The organism is Pseudomonas sp. UBA1879, assembly GCF_002338065.1.
Classification (GTDB): Bacteria; Pseudomonadota; Gammaproteobacteria; order Pseudomonadales; family Pseudomonadaceae; genus Aquipseudomonas.
Genome location: NZ_DDHJ01000003.1, coordinates 45,487 through 65,164 on the forward strand (window position 1 = coordinate 45,487; position 19,678 = coordinate 65,164).

At 59.4% G+C, this 19,678-nt stretch carries 10 protein-coding genes; 4 read left to right on the plus strand and 6 right to left on the minus strand.

The genetic code is table 11. The features are described from left to right. Positions 1-106: 106 nt before the first annotated feature. A complete protein-coding gene (gene trxC / locus B3N48_RS03100; RefSeq protein WP_296179267.1) occupies positions 107-541 on the minus strand; it encodes a thioredoxin TrxC in 435 nt (144 codons plus the stop codon). A gap of 350 nt (positions 542-891) precedes the next feature. Between trxC and B3N48_RS03105 the strand changes: the two genes are divergently transcribed. Then, the gene (locus tag B3N48_RS03105) at positions 892-1,722 is read left to right on the plus strand and encodes a hypothetical protein (protein ID WP_296179272.1); all 831 of its coding nucleotides are present in this window, start codon (positions 892-894) and stop codon (positions 1,720-1,722) included. 124 nt (positions 1,723-1,846) lie between these two features. Here B3N48_RS03105 and selO read toward each other — a convergent pair whose 3' ends face one another. Genes selO through B3N48_RS03120 form a run of 3 tightly spaced genes read right to left on the minus strand, consistent with a single transcriptional unit; the run spans position 1,847 to position 8,515 of the window. After that, positions 1,847-3,310: a protein adenylyltransferase SelO gene (gene selO, locus B3N48_RS03110; RefSeq protein ID WP_296179275.1), complete on the minus strand. Its 1,464-nt coding sequence runs from the start codon at positions 3,308-3,310 to the stop codon at positions 1,847-1,849. Between the two features lie 48 nt (positions 3,311-3,358). After that, positions 3,359-6,736, minus strand: coding sequence for a mechanosensitive channel MscK (mscK, locus tag B3N48_RS03115; protein ID WP_296179277.1), 3,378 nt, complete (start codon positions 6,734-6,736; stop codon positions 3,359-3,361). A 36-nt stretch (positions 6,737-6,772) separates the two neighbouring features. Next, positions 6,773-8,515 carry a potassium/proton antiporter gene (locus tag B3N48_RS03120; RefSeq protein ID WP_296179279.1) on the minus strand — a complete coding sequence of 581 codons (1,743 nt, stop codon included), beginning with the start codon at positions 8,513-8,515 and terminating at the stop codon, positions 6,773-6,775. A 273-nt stretch (positions 8,516-8,788) separates the two neighbouring features. On the opposite strand from B3N48_RS03120, the gene B3N48_RS03125 reads away from it, so the two are divergent. Beyond that, positions 8,789-12,160: a dermonecrotic toxin domain-containing protein gene (locus B3N48_RS03125; protein WP_296179281.1), complete on the plus strand. Its 3,372-nt coding sequence runs from the start codon at positions 8,789-8,791 to the stop codon at positions 12,158-12,160. Between the two features lie 51 nt (positions 12,161-12,211). Here the strand turns inward: B3N48_RS03125 and B3N48_RS03130 are convergent, their stop codons facing one another. Further along, positions 12,212-14,014, minus strand: coding sequence for an acyl-CoA dehydrogenase (locus tag B3N48_RS03130; protein ID WP_296179282.1), 1,803 nt, complete (start codon positions 14,012-14,014; stop codon positions 12,212-12,214). A 263-nt stretch (positions 14,015-14,277) separates the two neighbouring features. On the opposite strand from B3N48_RS03130, the gene B3N48_RS03135 reads away from it, so the two are divergent. Next, positions 14,278-14,967 carry a hypothetical protein gene (locus tag B3N48_RS03135; protein ID WP_296179284.1) on the plus strand — a complete coding sequence of 230 codons (690 nt, stop codon included), beginning with the start codon at positions 14,278-14,280 and terminating at the stop codon, positions 14,965-14,967. Further along, positions 14,948-15,409: a hypothetical protein gene (locus B3N48_RS03140; RefSeq protein ID WP_296179287.1), complete on the plus strand. Its 462-nt coding sequence runs from the start codon at positions 14,948-14,950 to the stop codon at positions 15,407-15,409. Before B3N48_RS03135 ends, B3N48_RS03140 begins: the two co-directional genes overlap by 20 nt. Before the next feature lie 188 nt (positions 15,410-15,597). On the opposite strand, the gene putA is transcribed toward B3N48_RS03140, so the two are convergent. Next, positions 15,598-19,551 (minus strand): trifunctional transcriptional regulator/proline dehydrogenase/L-glutamate gamma-semialdehyde dehydrogenase, encoded by a 3,954-nt coding sequence (putA, locus tag B3N48_RS03145; protein ID WP_296179290.1) that lies wholly within the window; start codon positions 19,549-19,551, stop codon positions 15,598-15,600. Positions 19,552-19,678 lie beyond the last annotated feature (127 nt).

The following is a 19,678-nucleotide window of genomic DNA, read 5'->3' on the forward strand; positions in this document are numbered from 1 at the left end:
GGCTAACACTAGGCAGTGATCGTCAGGCACGCCTGCCCGAAAAGCGCTTTCAGACGCATCTTACGAACAATACAGACCTGCGCTTCGGCGTCTGACGAATACGCCCTCAAATTCCCTGACTGGCAAGCCACGCGGTCAGTTGTTGGAGCGGCATCGCACCGCTTTGTCTTGCGATTTCCCGGCCATTTTTGAAAAGGATCAGACTTGGGATCGAACGGATGCCCAATTGTGCCGACAGCTGCGGATGGGCTTCGCTATCCAGCTTCGCCAACCGCACTCGACCGTTCAACTGCGCGGCGGCCTGCTCGAAGGTCGGTGCAAAGGATTTGCATGGTCCGCACCACTCGGCCCACACATCGACCAGCAACGGCAGATCGCCCTTGATCTGACTCGCGTAATCGCCCTGCGTCAGCGTGAACGGTTGAGACAACAGCACCGGCTGCTTGCAACGGCCGCACTTGGGCTGATCCCCCAGCCGCTCGGCGGGGATGCGATTGAGGCCGTTGCAATGAGGACACGGGATGACGAGAGGTTCGGACATGTCGGACACCTGGGAAGAGGCAAGTGCTTAATAAGTGAGGTCGAGGGCCGGATTTATCAAGCCCGGACCAATGGGGTGGTTGGGAGCGGAATCAGCGAAATCCTACGGGATCAATGTGCATCCCATCACGTTCCAGCGACACCCGAAGACGCCAAGCATTTTCCACATTCTTCGCGGGCCCCCCCCAAGTGCAGCCGTTCGGGCCTCCTTCTCCCCCACGTTTATCCGAAAGAACCGCCCGATTGACTAGCTAGGCATCGGCTTGCACCTGCGAATAGTTTCGGCCACGAGGGGTGTGGAATCCGTTGAGATGCACGGACCCCTGTTCGACCATGGCCAGGGAGTCGTCAATGATCAATCCATTACACGCTGCATTTTCAGCCCTCGTTTCGAAGAGGGTGACAGTACCGGTAGCCTCCGAAACGAAAAGTGACACGCGGCTCGCCGTGGAAAACGCTGCGAAGACCGAAAAAAAGGCAACGGACCAGGCGAGCTTTTCGACGTTGGCGAGCCAGTTGAATGAAAGCGCTGCCCGAGCATCGAAGCGCGATGCAGGCATGACCCATGCTGAATTGGGGAAGTACGGGCTCAGCCGGATCAGCGAGTTTTTGTCGGAAACCCCAAAAGCCAACAGCTATACACGAGCGATGGAAGTACCTAATACCACCGACCCGGAATTGTTAGACCGTGCGCGGGCCGCCACGGCTTTTGTCACGCAAACGCTCGCCGGTCATGAGGATGCAAGGAGCCCTTTCGACAAACTGTCCCGCGAGCAACTGAACCTGATCGCCTACGATGACAGCGGCGCCTTCACCCTCAACGAGCGTCGTGCCGCGTGGCAAGGCGTGCAGAAGATGGACGACGCCTGGCGCAAGGTGGCGATCGCCGAAGGGATGATCGAACAGACGCGTTACGGGCAAGGCATCGAAGTTCTATCAAGAGGCGCTGAGCTACTTCAAATCGCTGCCTGCCATCGAGAGAGCGGTGGACTATCCAAAAGATGCCGAAGCGATTCTGGAGGCGCGGATCAAGAGCAAGCCAACCTTGCCAATGCCAGCCGCATTGCCCGGCCTCATCGAAGCGCGCTCATCCAACCGCAAGCTGACGCTGTACGACATTCTCGCGGGGGTGGTCGATACGCAGAAAGACAAGGCCGACCCGAACAGCCCGACCGGCGCTAAGAAATTCAGCCCACGAACGTCGCCCACGCCGATGACGTGGACAGAGTCGTATGCAAAGCGAGTCGAGGCGATGGGGAGTGTCAAACCTGCGGTGGCGGCGAAGATTGAACCGTCGTCGTGATCCTCACGACGAACAACTGATCTCCAAATGCTTGCCCCAATCCGGCGGCCGTTGGGCATAGCTGTCCATCCCTTGCTGCGCCTCGAACGGCCTGCACAGCACCTTGTGCAACCGTCGAACTTCGCTGTAGTCGCCTTGTTCGGCAGCTTCAATGGCGCGTTGCGCGAGGTAGTTGCGCAGGATGTAAAGCGGGTTGACGGCGTGCATGCGCGTACGACGCTCATCCTGGCTGCTGGCGGGGTCGCGGGCGGTGCGCGCTGTATAGGCCTCGGCCCAGGCGTCGAAGCCGAGCAGGTCGACGAAGTCGTCGCGCAGTTGGCGGACGGCTACGTCGACGGCGTCTTCGCCCAATCGGCGGAAGAACAGGGTGTAGTCGACGCCACTGTTTTGCATCAATTGCAGCAGCCGAGCGATGAGGTCGGCGTCGCCATCTTCGGCCGTGGTCAGGCCCAAACGGCGTCCCATCAGGTCCAGATAGTGGGCCTGATACAGCGGCAGGAACAGGTCCAATGCTTCGCGCAGCGCTTCAACGCTGATGAAGGGGGTCAGGGCCTGGGCCAGCGCGCTGAGGTTCCACTGGCCGATCGGCACCTGATTGCTGAAGGAGTAGCGACCTTCGTGGTCGGAGTGGTTGCAGATGAAGTGCTGATCAAAGTCGTCAAGGAAGGCGAACGGCCCAAAGTCGAAGGTGATCCCGAGAATCGACATGTTGTCGGTGTTCATCACGCCATGACAGAAGCCATAGGCCTGCCATTTGGCGATCAGCTCGGCCTGGCGCTCGACGATCACGCGGAACATCGCCAGATAGGGCTCGGGCTGTTCAAGGCACTCGGCGTAGTGCAAAGACAGTACGTGGTCGGCCAGCTGTTTCAGCTCGTCGTGCTGTTTGGTGTAGTAGAAATATTCGAGGCTGCCGAAGCGCACATGGCTTTGCGCGAGACGCAGCACCATCGCCGCCCGTTCTTGTGTCTCTCGCCAGACCGGCGTGCTGGAGCCGATTACGCAGCCTGCACGGCTCGTGGGAATGCCTAACGCATGCAGCGCTTCTGAGGCGAGAAATTCGCGAATCGACGAACGCAACACGGCACGGCCATCGCCCATGCGCGAATAGGGCGTCTGCCCGGCGCCTTTGAGGTGCAGATCCCAATGCTCGCCAGCCTCGTTGTAGACCTCGCCCAACAGCAGGCCCCGGCCATCGCCAAGGCGCGGGTTGTACGACCCGAATTGGTGACCGGAATAGACCATCGCGCGCGGATCGGCTTCTTCCCACAGCTTGTGACCGCTGAACAACTCGGCGAATACCGGGGCTTCGGCTTGTGCAGGATCCAGATCCAGCAACGCCAACGCCGCATCGCTGGCGACCACGAGACGGGGTTCGGCGATGGGCTCAGGCAGCACGGACGTGGAAAACGCGTCGCCCAAGCGGGCGAAACGGTTGTCGAAGGTCAGTTCGTCGAGGGCTTTCACAAGACAGCTCCAGCAGAATGTCCGAGCATTCTGCTGGGTTTATCCCGCTCAGTCGAGCTTGGCTTCCGGCGGCTCGGGCACGTCTTTCGGCGCAGTCGGCACTGCAGTCGGCGAAGCCGGGGCTGCAACGGTCTTTTGCTCCTGCTCGATCGGCACCATCTTGTACTCCTGCCCCTGCATGTTCTTGAGGTAAACCTCCATCTGCCGGAACGAGATGTTGATGTGCTGCTTCTTGAATTCCTTGTTGATGAACCGGTTGATTTCATCGAGCACCGGGTTGCGGTCGCCCAGGTCGCGCACGTGCATGCGCAGTTCATGATCCAGCGTGCTTTCGCCGAAGTTCAGGAAGTACACGATCGGCGCTGGCTCTTTGAGCACGCGCGGGTTCTCATTGGCGGCCTTGATCAGCAGGCTGCGCACCAGGTCCAGGTCCGAACCGTAGTCCACGCCCAGCTTCAGCGTGACCCGGGTGATGGTGTCTGTGAGCGACCAGTTGATCAATTGCCCGGTGATGAACGTCTTGTTCGGGACGATGATGTCCTTGCGGTCGAAGTCGGTGATGGTGGTCGCGCGGATGCGAATCTTGCTGACCGTGCCCGACAGGTTGCCGATGGTGATGGTGTCGCCAATACGCACCGGGCGCTCGAACAAAATCATGATGCCGGAGATGAAGTTCGCGAAAATCTCCTGCATCCCGAAGCCCAGACCTACCGACAGCGCAGCCACCAGCCATTGCAACTTGTCCCAACTCACGCCGAGCGCTGACAGGGTCGAGACGAAGCCGACGCCGGCAATGATGTAGGACAGCAGGGTGGTGGTCGCGTAGGCGCTGCCCTGCTTGAGGTTCAGCTTCGACAGCACGAACACCTCTAGCAGGCCCGGCAAGTTGCCCGCCAGGACGAAGGTGATGCCAATGATCACCAGGGCGCCGATAAGGTCGCCGAGGCTGATCGGCACCATGCTCATGGTCGCGCCGGTGCCGCTGGTGTACTCGTACAGGGTGATGTTGTCGAGGTAGGAGAACACAGTGATCAGGTCGGCCCACACCAGGTACAGCGCGCCGATGAAGCCCGCGATCAGGGCCAGACGGATGAGGCGCAATGACTGTTGGTTGACCTGTTCGATATCCAGTGTCGGTTCCTCGACCAGCGCCTCGCCTTCGCCCGCTTCTTTGGCAGCATTACGTTTCGCCAGAGCGCGCTGGTAGGCCAGACGCCGCGCTGCTACGCCAAGACCGCGAACGAAGGTCGCTTCGATCACCAGCCACAGCATCAGCAGGTACAAGGTGTCGATCAACCGATCACTGAGTTTCAGCGCGGTGTAGTAGTAGCCAAAACACACTGCGATGAACAAGGCGACCGGCAATGCGGTGAACGCCAGCCCTACCGCGCGCCGGAACAGCGAGGCGCTTTCGTGGGTCGGGCTGGTCAGCAGCAGACGCGCCAGCAGCCAGGCCATCAACGCATAGCAGGTCAGGACGACGGCGATGCCGATCACGTCATCAGCCAGTGCCGAAGGCTCGTGCTCGGCGACGGCCACCACGGTGACCAGCGCCAGGACGACGAGGCCCAGGCGGCGAATCCAGCCTCGCAGAAATTCGACCTGGGATTTCTCCCAACGGAAATGCAACTGCGCCACACCGCCCGGCGCGAGGATGCGGTACGCGGTATAGAACACCAGCCAGGCCAGCGACAGCTGCAGCAGCGCGGCGCCGAGATTGATGTTTTGCTCCCGGGCATCGATCTGCAGTGCCAGCGCGCAAGATGCCAGCGCCAGCGACAGCGGCATCGCCAGCAGAACGTTGATGATGATCGCCAGCGGCGTTTGCCACTGCCGATCACGCTTGAAGTGGCCGATGTCGGCATGCAGGCGGTTGAGCTTGTCGTACAGCGCGTCGCGCTTCCACATCAGGCCGCCGATCACCAACAACAGAGGCAGAAAGATCAAGGGGCGCTGGGTCAGGCCATCGCTGAGCTCACTGAACGTCGAGGTCCACGGCAGGGTCGTGATCTGTTTCATCAAACGGGGCTGAACCCGCTCAAACCACTCCAGATCCAGCGGCTTGTTGCTGGGGATCCAGAACATCTGCTCGTCCAGCGTCTGACGCAGGCTGATCGCCGTGCTGACCAGCTGCTTCTGGTTGAGTTGCAGGGTAATGGATTCGTTGAGCAATGCGCTCAGCTCGCGATTCAGCCGCTCCAGCAGGTCAGAGCGGGTCGTGGCCAGGTCCAGCAGGGTTTTGCGCAGGGCAGGCGTTACGTCTTCCGGCTTTTGAGTGGCGAGCAGGTTATCGACGTAAGTCGCCGGGTTGCTCATCTGCTCACGCTGTTGATTCACCTCGAACTGATACAGGCGAATGTCGGCAATTTCGTCCGCCAGCCCGCTGTCGAGCTTGAGCTTGGGCAGCGATTGTTTCTGTTTGTAGAGAATCTTGGAGAGCAGCAGGCTGCCGCTCAACACGTTGATCTGCTCGTCGAGGGCCGCGTCGGTTTGCGTGATGGCGTCAAGTTGCGTTTTGGTCTTGAGGTTCTGCTGGGTCAGCTCGTTCAGGCGATCAGTGCCGCGCAGCAGGTAGTCGGACAGCTTCAGGTTGGCTGCACTTTCGGTGGCAAGCAGGCTGCTGCCGCCGGCTTTCTGCGCTTCGATCGACAGCTGCGTCACGGTTTCCTGGGACTGTGCGCGGCGTTTGTCGTTGATCAGGGTCTGCAGGTCCTGGATTTCCTGGTCCTGGCGCGACACTTTTTCCGTTAGCAGATCGCGCTGACTGCCGCCCAAGTCCTGCAATTGGCTATTGCCGGCCAGTTCCTGGCGACGCAGGGCGATCAGGGCGTTGATCGAAGCCAGCTCGGCATTCAGCTGATTGCGCTGGTCATTGCTGATCGACTTGCCGCCGTCTTTGCCGGACTTGAGGATGGCATTGATAGTCTGGATGCGAGTCTGACTGTTGCTGATTTCCGCTTGAGCCCGTTCGGGACGCGTCTGCGCGGTAATGGTCAGGCTGTTGGCGTCGTTCAACGCCTTCTGCAGATCGGCCTGCTGTGCGCTGCGCTGGCTGAGCAGCTGTTCAAGCTGCGGCACGTCTTGATTGGCGTAACGCTGGGCAACCGGAACCGTCTTGCTGGCTTTGAGCTTGATCAACTCGCGCTGGTTTTCGCTGGTCTGTCTCGGGGCATCGGCCAATTGTTTCTTCAGGTCTTCCAGCTTTTGCTTGTTGTCCTTCTGGCTCGCGAGAAACCCAAGCGTCTGTTCCAGCACTTGCTGCAGCGCTTTCTGGTCATCGGGCGACAGTTTGCGATCGGCGATCTTGTCCAGACTCTGCTGAACGGCGTCGCTGCTCGGTGGAGGAGTGTCGGCGGCAAAGGCCGTGACGTTGGAAAGGCAAAGCCCCAGCAAGGCTGAGGCAAGAAAAGTACGCAGCGAGAACATAGACACCGGGTCGAACGATCAGGAAAGAGGAGCAGTTTAGAGGAACAACCCGGGGCCCGGGCGGCTTCCTTCGGGGAATCTGACGCCCACTTTGAGGATCTTGTTCCCTTCCATCACTGCAACTGTCCAGATAGTTCCGTTCCATTCGATCTGGTCGCCCACAATGGGCGCGCCACGATTCTTCTGCATGATGAACTGGCTCAGCGGCATATTCTGATCCAGGCCGTCGAGCTTCAAACCGTACAACGCCGCGACAGCCCCGAGTTGAGCGTCTCCCTCGAGGACGAAGTCGCCGAAGAAGCGTAGATCCAGACCCCGCTGTGGCGCCTGACTGAACAGCTTGCCCAAGGCCGGAAGGTCATGTTCGTGGCCGATGACGCACAGCAAGTCGCCTGTTTCCAGAACCGTACTACCCGACGGATGGAGCAGCTGTTGACCCCTGAACAGGGCCGCGATCCGGGTGCCCTCGGGCATTTTCAGCTCGCGAAGCGCTGCCCCAATGCACCATTTCTCCGCGCCCAGTCGATAAACGAACAGCTCCCATTCACTGGTCACGTGTACTTCCAGCGCCGCGCGGGAGATCGGCGCAGGGTCAGGCGGAACCGTCACCTTCAGCCATTTCGCCATCCACGGCAGGCTCGTGCCCTGCACCAACAGCGACACCAGCACGATAAAGAACGCCAGGTTGAAGAACAGTTGCGCTTGCGGCAGGCCCGCCATCAATGGGAACACCGCCAGAATGATTGGCACCGCGCCACGCAGGCCGACCCAGGCAATAAAAGCCTTCTCACGCCTATGGAACACGCGAAACGGCAATAGGCCGGCGAGCACCGACAGCGGCCGCGCCACGAGGATCATCCACAGCGCCAGGCCCAGCGCAGGCAAGGCAATCGGCAGCAAGTCATGAGGCGTGACCAGCAGGCCCAACACCAAGAACATGCCGATTTGCGCAAGCCAGGCCATGCCGTCGAGCATGTGCAGGATGCCGTGGCGACTGCGAATCGGCTTGTTACCCAAGACCAGACCGCATAGATAGACCGCCAGAAAGCCGCTGCCGTGGATGGCGTTGGTCAGTGCGAAGACGGCCAGACCGCCTGCAATCACCAGAATCGGGTACAGGCCGTTGGCCAGGTTGATACGGTTGACGAGTTGCAACATCAGCCAGCCGCCGCCAAGACCGATGATGGCGCCGATGCCGAACTCTTGAATCAGGTGGCCCAACAGGCTCCAGTGCAGGCCGGTCTGGCCGCTGGACAGCATGTCGATCAGGGTGACCGTCAGGAACACCGCCATCGGATCGTTGCTGCCGGATTCGATTTCGAGGCTGGCCGTCACCCGTTCGTTCAGGCCCTTGCCACCCAACAGCGAGAACACCGCGGCGGCGTCTGTGGAGCCAACGATGGCGCCAATCAACAGGCCTTGCACGATGCTCAGGTCGAACAGCCAGGCGGCGACCATGCCGGTCAACCCCGTGGTGATCAACACGCCGACCGTGGCCAGGGATAAAGCAGGCCAGAGCGCTACGCGAAAACTCGCGACCCGCGTTCGCAGGCCACCGTCGAGCAGGATCACGGCCAGCGCAAGGTTGCCGACCAGATACGCCGTCGGGTAGTTATCGAAGATGATGCCGCCGCCATCGACCCCCGCTGCCATGCCGACCGCGAGGATGATGACCAGAATCGGAATGCCCAGTCGCGACGATAGCGAACTGACCAGAATACTCGCGCCCACCAGCAACGCGCCGATCAGGAACAGGCTGTTGATGGTCGTCGCATCCAAGGGCGGTACTCCAGACAAAAGCAGAAATGAACGCATGCGTGGACTGACATGCAGTCCACGTGCCAAGGGATTTAACCCGTTGAATTGGCAGGCTGTCAAAGGCTTCTGCCAGTGGAGGGCTGAAGCCTTTGACAGCGTGCTTCGAGGTGTGAGCCTCAATAGTTGCGCGCGATGCCATCAACAGGGCGTGCAGAGTGCGGTAATTATGTATCGCATGTTCGAATCTTCTATCGGTTAGCGTGGGGCCTCTGATCACTGACAAGGATGTCGACTATGAAAAAGAATTTGGAGTCCTCCGCATACACGATGCCGTCGCGCGTTCGGCAACGTAGCTTTTCGATTTTTCATCCACGGCCAGATCCTGAGGTAGATGAAGCTGCCGACGGCATCGGCTATGAAGTCGGGCCGCCCGGGGGAGAATGGCCGCAAATCGTGCCGATCGAAGACGGAGGGCATGACCCACACCACACTTTGCTGCTGACGGAGTTCTTGGCCAGCAAGGATTTAAGCTTCCCTTCCCCCAAAGCTTTCGCTCACGACAAGGCCAAGGCTTATGTTCTGGAGCATCTGGAGCTGGACATCGATCCCGATGACCTGATCATTGCTACGCTCTACATCGACGCCGCCGACCAGGGCGATCAGAGGGCGAACCTTGCGTATTCGATGACGCTGACTGAAGCCCTGATGCGCAATTGGCAGCAGGAGGGCGATGGCCACTTCTACGATCATCTCGGAACGCTGGAGGACTGGCGGCTTGAAGGGTATCCCGCGGTCATTTCGGAAGAACCTCTGTCGCTCGACCAGTGTTTTGCCTATGAAGCGATCTTCCGCAAGAACGTTCCCCAGCACTTCGACGGGTCCGCCCAGGTCCATCTGGACCCCAAACCCTTCAAGCGCTTCATTTGGGAGACTGATCTCCAGTCCCACTACGAGGAGCTGCTCAACGATTTCTGGGCCGCGCACAGGGATGACTATCACTTGTTCATCAAGGCTTCGCTTTTGCGGGCGGCCTACGTCCAGTATGAAGAAGGCTCGCTAGGTGACGAGGATAAGGCGCTTGTCCTCGACGCTTTAGGCTTGAAACCTGAACAAGCGTGGGAAACGTTGACGTTCGAGGCATTTCGGGACGCGCCTTTGAATTCACGGCACGTGACGATTCGCGAGCTCGACATTTATTGCTACACCGCCACCGACATCATTGTGCTCAAGGATGAGCGCACTGAGAGATTGGTGATGTACATCCCCGGCAACTCGTCGCCGCTGCACGGTTTCGACGACATGGCCGCCTTGCGCGACTGGTTTGCGTTGCAATGTCGGTACACCGAGCGACGAACAGCGCTGGAAGGGCATTTTCGAGTCGAGGACGGGCCTGACGGCATCTTTCACAGCGGCCTGCAGTCGTCCCTCAAGGGATTGGGTGCCTACCCGAACTGGTTCATCGGCAATACGCATTACTGGAATCCCGCCACAGAAATCAACTTGGGCCCGGCGCTCTCCCCATGGCCGTTTTCCCACTTCAGGAAAAATCTTCAGCTTCGACTGAAATCCGATGCAAAACGTTTGATCCGCAGTCGTGCGGATTACAACAAGGAAACGGCGGCGGAGATCCTGTCAGCCGCGATCAACCTCACCGGCGTGATCGCGATGGTGGTGCCAGGTTTGTGGGCGCCCCTCGCGGTGATGTCTGTGGCGCTGATCGGCCTGGGAGCCGATCAGGTGATCGAGGGGACTGTCGAAGAGCAACATGAAGGGGCAGGGCGGATTGTCTTTGGCGTTCTGAACGCGGTGCCCGCGCTCGCAGAAGGCGCTGGAAAGTTGCTCGGCGCGGCCGCGGTCAAAGGGGAGCCTGTCGCAGCAGGTGCAGCCGATGAGGTGGGGCAGAAAACCGCCGGTGCTAGCGACGAGGAACGTGCCGCCGCCTTGGCCGAAGCGGAACGCGCAGAAGCGCATGCGACGGAGGAGAAGCAAGCGCGTGCGACTGAGTCCGAAGATGAACGCGGGGCGCGACGGGATCAGGAGGAGCAGCGTCGAGCAGACCTGAGAGCGCATCACGCGGCCCAATTCGACGCTGTGAAAGCCTTTGGTGTCGAGCCGGCAGGGTTGCGCTCGCTGAGTCCTGCGCTGAGGGCTGATCTCGCCAGCTTCGAATATGTCGATGAACTGCCTACTGGCGGAGAGTGGAAAAGTCAGGATGAAGGAAACGTCTACAGCGTTCTTGACGACGCCTCCGGAAGTGACATCCATTTCGCTCGCGTCCACGCGAAAATCTACCGCGTGGAGTTTGTTGAAAATGCCCGCCAGTATCGGATCATTTCGACGAGCGATTCGACGCTCAAGGGACCGTACGTCAAAAAGCTAAAAGGCTATTACTCCGACATTGATGTCAGGCTCGGACTGCGGGGTGGGGACAGCTACGTACATGGGGGCGAACCTGTTCACGAGATCGCTCCGGTCAAAGAGGAAATTCCACTGGTACTCGCACAGCCGCCCCTGTTCGTGGAGATCCCGCTGGACGGTATCGAGGTACGGCCGGTGGTGGGCAATGACGGTCAGGCAATCGATCAGTTCTTCATTCCTAATCCATCGAAAGACGTTCGGGTGTCCTATGACGTGGATCTGGGTTGCTGGAAAAAGAACGCCGTCGAGTATCACTGGATGGACAACAACGGCGTCTGGAAATCCGGGACCGAAAGCAAGTTTCTCAAGGCCAGGAGCAAACTGCTGTCGCCGGTGAAAAGCGAGATTTATAAATTTCCGCGCGTGCCCGGCGTGGCAGAAGACGCACAGGCGGTGAACCGCACCGTTCACCACGTCTGGCTAGGCAGCAGGCTTCCGGATGAACATTTGATCGCCGGGATGAAAGCCAACATGGAGACCAGCCCAGACCTCAGCTTCATTCTGCATATTCAGATTGATGACACTGCCATCGTTGATGGGGCCAGCCCGCAGGCTCAACTGCAGGCGGCGTTTGCGGGGCATCCGAATATGACCATTTCGAACCTCGAAGAAGAGCCGTTCTTTGCCCATTTCAGGGAAAGCCCGCATACCGCCGAACCCTTCAACTACTTCCGTGAAGGCAGTGGCCAAAACTATGCAGCGGCATCGGACGTGTTGCGCTATTCGTTGTTGCATGAGTACGGCGGTATCTACATGGATTGCGACGACGTGATCAAGGTGTCGTTCGAGGGGCAAGCGCTGAATGCGGGGCCGAACGATGTATTGATGGGGGAGGCTGTGTCGTCGTCGCGCATGGATTTCTTCGGTCCTGGCAACAGCCATTTTGCCAGTCATCCGGGTAATCCTGTGCTGCGAGAGGTGCAGAACACCTTGTACGCGCGCTTCAAGGACGAACTCGATGCGCTTGTCAGCATGGAAGCAGACAAGTCTCAGGTGATCGACGGGAAAAACCCTTACATGACCAAGGTGTTTTTTGTGACAGGGCCGCGCTTGTTGCTGGACACGCTGAAGAGCGTTCGCCCTGACTACGCGGCTTTGCTCGACAATGCGCTTCATGCAAAACCGGGCGTTCTGTCGCTGACCTATCAGGAGTACGTGCTCGAGGCTGAGGACTTCTATGTCCCGTTCGGACGACGGCTGAAAATTACCGCCGGTGCCGAAAACTCGTGGCACTCGGCGGCCACTTGAACCGTTGATCGATAGGCGGCGAAATGAGCCTTGCCTCACGCGCCGCTTATCTCAGAACCAGTTGTCCTGCATTGTCAGGCAGACGTCATCACGGGCTTGGAGAATCGCCAGCTCGTGATGACACGCTGGGACTTCCCATGTCAGGAAAAAACGGGCTGCGGCCAGTTTGCCGGTGTAAAAATCCGCGTCGGCCACTTGGCCATGATTGAGCCCTTCTTGCGCACGAATTGCCTGTTCCAGCCAGCGCCAGCCAATCACCATGTGGCCGAACGCCTTGAGGTACAGCGCTGAATTGGCCAGCGTCGCCGTCACCTTGCCTTGGCCAAGGTCCATCAGCAGTTCGAGGGTCACAGTCTGCAAGCGCGCGACCAGTTGTTCGAGCGGCGCGCGCAACGGATTCAATGACGCATGTTCTTGCGCACGCTGGCACGAGTCAGCGACCAGCCGCATGAGCTGCTTGAGGCCGGCGCCGCCGTTCTGCGCCAGTTTGCGCCCCAGCAAATCCAGCGACTGAATGCCGTGGGTGCCTTCGTGAATCGGGTTCAGACGATTGTCGCGGTAGTACTGCTCTACCGGGTATTCGCGGGTGTAGCCGTGGCCGCCGAGAATCTGAATCGCCAGTTCGTTGGCTTTCAAGCAGAACTCCGAAGGCCAGGATTTGACGATCGGGGTCAGCAGGTCCAGCAGTTCATGGGCCAGCTTGCGCGCTTCTTCGGTCTCGCCTGTCTGCGTGTCGTCAAATAGCCGCGCCGCGTACAGCCCCAAATCGAACGCGCCCTCGACGTAGGCTTTTTGCGTCAGCAACATGCGTTTCACGTCCGCGTGTTGAATGATCGACACCGGCGCACTCTCCGGATGTTTGCTGTCCGGCAAACGGCCTTGCGGGCGCTCCCGGGCGTATTCCAGCGAATACAGGTAACCGGCGTAACCGAGCATCACGGCGCCCATGCCGACGCCGATCCGCGCCTCGTTCATCATCTGAAACATGTAGCTCAGGCCCTGATGCGCCTTGCCCACCAGGTAACCCACGCAGTGGCCGTTGTCGCCGAAATTCAACGCAGTCGAGGTCGTGCCGCGCCAGCCCATCTTGTGAAACAGGCCCGCGAGCAGCACATCGTTGCGCGGACCGAGGCTTCCGTCTTCGTTGACCAGAAACTTCGGCACGATGAACAGCGAAATGCCCTTTACCCCTGGGGGCGCATCAGGGAGCTTCGCCAAGACCAGATGCACGATGTTTTCAGAGAGAGCGTGGTCGCCGCCGGAGATGAAAATCTTATTGCCGCGCAGACGGTAACTGCCGTCGGCGGCCGGTTCTGCGCGTGTGCGGATGTCCGACAGTGACGAGCCCGCGTGGGGCTCGGTGAGCGCCATCGTGCCGAAAAATCGGCCCTCGATCATCGGTTGAAGAAACCGCTGCTTTTGCTCTTCGCTGCCGAAATTCTCGATCAGGTTCGCCGCGCCCATCGTCAAAAACGGGTAGGACGTCGACGCTGCGTTGGCGGACTGAAAGTGGGCGAAGCAGGCCTGGGACAGCAAGGTCGGCAGTTGCATGCCACCGGCCTCGAAATCCCGGGCGGCGTTCAAAAAGCCCGCCTCCAGGAACGCGTCCACTGCTGGCTTGACTTCGGGGATCAGCACCGCCTCACCGTTCTCAAAGCGCGGTTCGTTCTCGTCGTTCTTGCGGTTGTGGGGCGCGAAGTATTTTTCCGCGAGGGTCCGCGCCGTGCTGATCGCCGCATCGAAGGTTTCACGGCTGTGCTCGGCGAACCGCGCACGCCGGGTCAACGCCTCGGCATCCAGCACCTCATACAGCTCGAAAGCTAGATTGCGGGAACTGAGCAGCGTCTCGGACATGGCGGCGTACCTTTCGTGGGATTGCCATCGAGTCTAGGGTCGCGAGGAGGGGGTGAACAGGAAGATTGATGTGGGTGATGGAGGGGTAGAAAAACAAGGGGGGCAGTGTGGGGCAGTTATGTCGGCCCCATCCATTGATTCTCGGAAACAGTCTAATCGGAATTCTCCTACGTTGATAAAAGATGTGTCCGGCATTTTTAGATTAATAAAGTCGGTATCAAGGCAGCGTATTTTTTTATTGCGCCCTTGTTTGAGGTCTGAACATGAAAGAGGTTGTTGCCAGAAGTGAGATAAGGCGTCATCAGTTAGAGTCGATAGAGAGCCCATTTTTTGCAAAGTGCAAAGTGGAACGCTCTTTGAGTAATCCCTTCAGTGTTACAGGGTTGCCCGAATTGATTCGAATTTGTGGCGTTTCCATCGAGGACTGCCAATTGGAATATCATAAGCGTCGAATAATTGAGAAAATCGAGCGTGGTGAATGGTTCCTGATACTGGATAGACCTTTTAAACCACTCACCTATATTGAACTCGAAAAAAATTACGGGTTTAGGTTTGCTGCCTCTGCCTGTCGGCAGCTAATGACGGAGAAAGTGAATAGATGTCTCTCCAGGGGTCCCGGACGCTGGGTGACCTTGAATATACAAGCCGATCTTGCCACGAACGCATTATCTTTCGCGGCAAACTGGCTCACCTCTCGGGGAGATGAGGGTCGGGTCTTCCTCAGTGACGGGAAAGATTATGCGAACACATTCAGGACGATCATTCAGGAGTGGCAGCCGCTTATCGATGTAGAGGAGCACCTGAAGGCTCAGTCGGCTCATCACGAGTTCGGCGAGTTACGTCGAATCAGGCAGCAGTTCGTGGAGGCCGATGACCATTGGCAAATATCCGGCAGCTCTTGGCACTGGCGCCCGGTCACAGCGGATATTGAATATGAACTCAGGGAAAAGTGACTCAATGCGTCGGTTAAACCTTACAGCCGAGCGAGTTTATCTGGTTTGGGGAATATTTGATGCTATCTACATTGCTCGATATGTATTGCTAAGCATAAGCGCAGGTCGGGTCCCTTATGTTGATGATTTTAATAATGCCATGGGATTGCTGGCTGTTCATGGAGGCTTGCCAAAGGTGTTGGCGGGCTTCGTGTGGGGGTTGGAAATTTCGATTGTATTAAGTTGCTCTCTGTTTTTATTGCGATGGCGCGTTGCAAGGTGGTTGGCGTACATTCAAGTGCCGTTGAGGTTGGTATTATTTGTTCCCTCGATTTCTGTACTTTTCATGGGGCCTGGCATTAAAGATCGATATGGTATTGTGCTGCTTGTGTCTTTGTTAATTATGTCTGAAGGTTTGAAAGTTTGGACGTTATGGGGGAGCCGCAGTCGCGTCTTTGATTGACTTGTAAACAACCGTGTTCGCCAGACTGCTTTCCCGGCTGGCGATAGTTAGCGAGCAGAAATGTTTAAAGCGCAGCAGGACCTGCAGGGGTGCGCCTGCCCGCGATTGCGTCAGCACAGATACCGTAGTGGTGCCTGGTTTGACGCTACCGCCGGCTCGCCGGGCTGCTAAAGGGAATGCTGTCGGGTTTACCCGATCGTCATCAAGCTCGCATTACCACCCGCCGCCGCGGTGTTCACGCTGAGCGCACGTTCGATCACCAGACGTTCCAGCGCAATGCCGGTTTCGCCTTTGGACAGGCCATGGACACCCACGATGGCACCAGCGCGCTCGGCGACCTGTTCGCAGACGGCGCGCAATTGGTCGGAGTCGCCGTGGTGCAGGACGGCGTCGATGCCGACGCTGTCCTTGCTCCAGTCACTGACCAGCTTGATGCGCGCCTGCACCTCTTTCGGCAGGCGTTTGTACAGCGGCTTGCTCAGCTCGGTGTCCGGCACGATCGCAGTGCTGCCGACGGCCAGTACGGCAGCCAATTGCGTCAGCAGGTCAGCTTCGTCTTCGGCCAGGCACAGCACATGCTCGCGGGGCAGAAGGGTGTAGCTGTTGCGCTCGCCGGTCGGGCCCGCCAACAACCGCGTGATGCCGCTTTGCGATTGTTCGGCGAATTGATCGCAGGTTGCTTCCAGTTCCGGCTGCTGCTGGCTCGAGGCCCAGGCTTTCAGCGCGGTCAGCGGCTTGAGCAAGTTGTCGCGCAGGCGCACGTCTGGCTTCGTCGTTGCGTCGCCTTGAGCGAAGGATTTCTGCACGGCGTCGGCAGGACGGGTCGACAGCAGGCGGTACAGATACAGCGGGCCACCCGCTTTCGGACCGGTGCCCGACAGGCCTTCGCCCCCAAACGGCTGAACCCCGACCACCGCGCCTACGATGTTGCGGTTGACGTACATGTTGCCGGCGTTCACCGAATCGATGACCTTGGCGATGGTTTCGTCGATACGGGTGTGGACACCCAGCGTCAGGCCGTACCCAGAGGCGTTGATCTGGCCGATCAGTTGGTCCAGCTCTCGGCGTTTGTAACGCACAACGTGCAGCACGGGGCCGAAGATTTCGCGTTGGAGCTCGTCGAAGCTTTCAAGTTCGATCAGCGTCGGCATCACGTAGGTGCCACGCTTGATTTCATCGCTGTCGGCAATCGCCACCTGGTACACCGCACGGCCTTTGTCACGCATGGCCTGAATGTGTTTCTCGATGCCTGCCTTGGCTTCGGCGTCGATCACCGGGCCGATGTCTACACAGAGACGCTCAGGGTTGCCCAGACGACTTTCCGCCATCGCCCCTTTGAGCATTTCAATAACGCGGTCGGCTGAATCTTCCTGCAGGCACAGCACCCGCAGAGCAGAGCAGCGTTGACCGGCACTGTCGAACGCCGACGACACCACGTCGATGACCACTTGTTCGGTCAGGGCCGACGAGTCGACGATCATTGCGTTCTGCCCACCGGTTTCGGCGATCAGCGGGATAGGGCGGCCCTGAGCGTCGAGGCGCCCGGCGATGTTGCGTTGCAGCAGGCGGGCGACTTCGGTGGAACCGGTGAACATCACGCCTTTGACACGATCGTCCCCAACCAGACGCGCACCCACCGTTTCGCCACGGCCTGGGAGCAGTTGCACCACGCCTTCAGGGATACCGGCTTCCAGCAGGATACGAACGGCTTGTGCGGCAACCAGTGGTGTTTGTTCGGCGGGCTTGGCCAGCACCGGGTTGCCCGCAGCCAATGCAGCGGCGACCTGGCCGCTGAAGATGGCGAGCGGGAAGTTCCAAGGGCTGATGCAGACCACGGGGCCCAAGGGGCGGTGGGCGTCGTTGGTGAAATCGTTGCGTGCCTGCACGGCGTAGTAACGCAGGAAGTCCACCGCTTCACGCACTTCGGCAATGGCGTTGGCGTAAGTCTTGCCCGCTTCGCGAGCCAGCAGGCCCATCAGCGGCTGAATGTCGGCTTCCATCAGGTCAGCGGCGCGCTCCAGAATCGCGGCGCGTTCTGCAGGTGGTGTCGCTTGCCAGATCGGGCCCGCGCTCAAGGCGCTGAGCAGCGCGTTGTCCACGTCTTCCAGGTTGGCTTCCTGCACGTGGCCAACCACGTCACGCAGGTCCGAAGGGTTCAACACCGGGGTCGCGGCGCCAGCACTGACCGGGCTGCCCAGCATCGGCAGAGCTTTCCAGTCATTGTGCGCAGTCGCCAGCAACGCCGAGGACAGCGACGCCAGACGGTGTTCGTTGGCCATGTCGATGCCCGCCGAGTTGGCGCGTTCGCTGCCATAAAGGTCGCGAGGCAGCGGGATGCGTGGGTGTGGCAGGCCGAAGCCGCCTTCCTGCGTGGCCATGCGCTCGATACTGGAAACGGGGTCGGCCACCAGTTCCTGAATCGAGATCGACTGGTCGGCAATACGGTTGACGAAAGAGGTGTTGGCGCCGTTTTCCAGCAGGCGACGCACGAGGTACGCCAGTAGTGTTTCGTGGGTGCCGACCGGGGCGTACACGCGGCACGGTCGATTCAGCTTGCCGTCAGCGACTTTGCCTACCACCTGTTCGTACAGCGGCTCACCCATGCCGTGGAGGCACTGGAATTCGTATTGACCGGGGTAATAATTCTGACCGGCGATATGGTAGATGGCCGACAGCGTGTGGGCGTTATGAGTTGCGAATTGCGGGTAGATGACTTCCGGCACCGACAGCAACTTGCGAGCGCAGGCGATGTAGGAGACGTCGGTGTACACCTTGCGGGTATAGACCGGGTAGCCTTCCAGGCCTTCGACCTGGGCGCGCTTGATTTCGCTGTCCCAGTACGCGCCTTTGACCAGACGGATCATCAGGCGATGACGGCTGCGACGAGCGAGATCGATCACGTAGTCGATCACATATGGGCAGCGCTTCTGATACGCCTGAATCACGAAGCCAATGCCGTTCCAACCCGTCAGCTGAGGTTCGAAGCACAGGCGCTCGAGCAGATCCAGCGACAGTTCGAGACGATCCGCTTCTTCGGCATCGATGTTCAGGCCGATGTCGTATTGCTTGGCCAGCAGCGTCAGGGACAGCAGGCGCGGGTACAGCTCCTCCATCACGCGCTCATACTGCGCACGGCTGTAACGCGGGTGCAGGGCGGACAGCTTGATCGAAATGCCCGGGCCCTCGTAGATGCCACGGCCATGGGACGCTTTGCCGATGGAGTGGATCGCCTGTTCGTAAGACGCCAGGTATTTCTGGGCGTCGTGTTCGGTCAGTGCCGCTTCGCCGAGCATGTCGTACGAATAGCGGAAGCCCTTGGCTTCGAAGCGGCTGGCGTTGGCCAACGCCTCGGCGATGGTCTCACCTGTGACGAACTGCTCGCCCATCAGGCGCATGGCCATGTCGACGCCCTTGCGGATCATTGGCTCGCCTGACTTGCCGATGATGCGGCTCAGCGAGGAGGTCAGGCCTGCTTCATTGTGCGTGCTCACCAGTTTGCCGGTCAGCAACAGGCCCCAGGTCGCCGCGTTGACGAATAGCGACGGGCTGTTGCCCAGGTGCGGTTGCCAGTTGCCGGTGCTGATCTTGTCGCGGATCAGTGCATCGCGGGTGCCTTTGTCGGGGATGCGCAGCAGCGCTTCGGCCAGACACATCAACGCAACGCCTTCCTGCGACGACAGGGAGAACTCTTGCAGCAGACCTTGCACGATGCCCGCGCGACCGCCGGCACTCTTCTGGTTACGCAGTTTTTCAGCGATCGACGCAGCGAGTTTATGGCTCGCTTCAGCCATTGGCGCTGGCAGGCGGGCCTGCTCCAGCAGCATTGGCACGACTTCAGGCTCGGGACGACGATAGGCCGACGTGATTGCGGCGCGCAGCACCGACTGGGGAAGGATGCTTTCAGCGAATTCGAGGAACGCCTGATGGCCGTGCTCCACGGGCAACTCACCGTGGTCGTCCGCATCTTTGCCGGTGAGGCCGTTCAGTTCGTTGAGGGTTGCACCAGCCTCGAGTTTTTCCAGGTAATTGAGAATTGCCTGCTTGATCAGCCAATGCGGAGTCCGGTCGATGGACTGCGCCGCTGCTTTCAAACGCTCGCGGGTCGGGTCGTCGAGTTTGACACCGAGGGTGGTGGTCGCCATGTCTTGTCCTCATCAGAGCCACATTGGGCGTGGCTGTTGCTGTCGGCAAGATTAGCCTGCAGCTGGGTCGGGGTGCAACCGGGTGCAACCCCTTTTTTCAACATATTTCCATCATTGATGGCATGTT